The sequence below is a fragment of the Microcystis sp. M49636_WE2 genome (assembly GCF_030065375.1).
Taxonomy (GTDB): domain Bacteria; phylum Cyanobacteriota; class Cyanobacteriia; order Cyanobacteriales; family Microcystaceae; genus Microcystis; species Microcystis aeruginosa_C.
Genome location: NZ_JASJFG010000902.1, coordinates 1 through 1,783, shown reverse-complemented (window position 1 = coordinate 1,783; position 1,783 = coordinate 1). Strand labels below are relative to the sequence as shown.

At 44.9% G+C, this 1,783-nt stretch carries 2 protein-coding genes; one reads left to right on the top strand and one right to left on the bottom strand.

Going from position 1 to position 1,783, the window contains the following annotated elements:
- A partial coding sequence (accA, locus tag PX484_RS20695; RefSeq protein WP_288105326.1) for an acetyl-CoA carboxylase carboxyl transferase subunit alpha occupies positions 1–856 on the bottom strand: 856 nt, incomplete at its 3' end.
- A gap of 174 nt (positions 857–1,030) precedes the next feature.
- Here accA and PX484_RS20690 point away from each other — a divergent pair.
- A partial coding sequence (locus PX484_RS20690; RefSeq protein ID WP_288105324.1) for a fused MFS/spermidine synthase occupies positions 1,031–1,783 on the top strand: 753 nt, incomplete at its 3' end.

The window sequence follows — 1,783 nt, the reverse complement described above, 5'->3', positions numbered from 1 at the left end:
TAATCGGATCAGCATGGGCCCCTCTGGAGGGTTCAGGAACGATCTGATCGATAATATTTAACTCTTTTAAATCTTTTGAGGTAATTTTGAGGGCAACTGCTGCTTTATCGGATTTTTTGGCATCTTTCCAGAGAATGGCGGCACAAGCTTCGGGAGTCGCCACGGTATAGACAGAATGCTCTAACATTAATAGGCGATCGCCGACCCCAATGCCCAAAGCACCGCCGGAACCACCTTCGCCAATAACAGTACAAATGATCGGCACATCTAAACGGAACATCTCCCGAAGATTATAGGCGATCGCTTCCCCTTGACCTAATTTTTCCGCTTCCACCCCCGCCCAGGCGCCGGGGGTGTCAATAAAGGTTAAAATTGGCTGATTAAACTGATGGGCGTGTTCCATTAAACGCATGGCTTTACGATAACCGCCGGGGGCAGCCATGCCGAAATTTCTAGCCACATTATCCTTAGTATCCCGGCCTTTTTGATGTCCGATAATCACCACGGGACGACCGTTAAAACGGGCAACACCACCCACAAGGGCGGGATCGTCGTAACCACCGCGATCACCGTGTAACTCGAACCATTCATCGGTGATTGCCTGAATATAGTCTAGGGTACTGGGGCGCCGGGGATGACGGGCTAATTGTAGCCTTTGGGAAGGGGTGAGATTGCTAAAAATTTCACGACGTAATTGATTAGCTCGTTCGTCTAGTTGACTAATTTGTTCCGAGACATCTACGCTATTTTCTTGGGCTAATTCTTTAATCTGTTCGATGCGGGATTCTAATTCGTAAAGGGGTTTCTCAAAATCTAGGAGAAAAATCTTTTTCTCGGTAGTCTCGTTTTTAGTCATAGGTTAGTGGCTAGAAGTTTACTTGAAGCTAATCTTTTCTAGCTTACCGTTTTTCAGCGATCGATTATCGGCAGCTTCGGGATTACCTGGAGATAATTTCAGGTTAACGATCTAAATCTGTCAATTGTCGTATAATAGTAGATCGTGCCTTTTTCACCCCAAGGAGGATTAGTTATGGCAGGAAGTGAACTAAAAGCGGATCTATGGGTTAACGAATATATTACCCCCTGGGACATTTATAGTCATGGGGTTTCCCAGATTTTAGCCTACAAAAAAACCGCTTTTCAGGAGATGTATATTGTTGAATCGGGGGCCTATGGAAAAGCCTTGGTACTGGATGGCAAATGGCAATCCTGTACGGGGGATGAATTTATTTATCATGAAGCATTAGTGCAACCGGCAATGATTGCCCACCAAGAAGCAAAAACTGCTTTAATTCTGGGGGGTGGTGAAGGTGCGACAACGCGGGAGTTATTGCGTTGGAAAACAATCGAAAAAGTGATGATGATCGATATCGATGGGGATGTGGTGGCAGCTTGTAAGGAACATCTTCCCGAAATGCACCAAGGCACTTTTGATGATCCTCGTTTTCAGTTAGTTGTGGCTGATGCTTTAGAGGTTTTAGACACCACTAATGATAAATGGGATATTATTATTTCTGATCTGGTTGATCCCATCGAAGAGGGTCCCTCTTTCCCCCTATTTACGAAAGAATACTTTGAAAAACTACAAAGAGTTTTGGCAGAAAATGGCATTGTGGTTGTCCAATCTGGCCCGGTTTCTCCCCCTTCGGTGATGTATCATGCGCGTTTGGTGAATACTTTAAAAGCAGTTTTTCCCTACGTTCATTCCTATTGCGCTCCCACTCCTAGTTATGGTTCCCCTTGGGGTTTTACTCTCTGTGCTAATCATCCTTTAAATACTCGT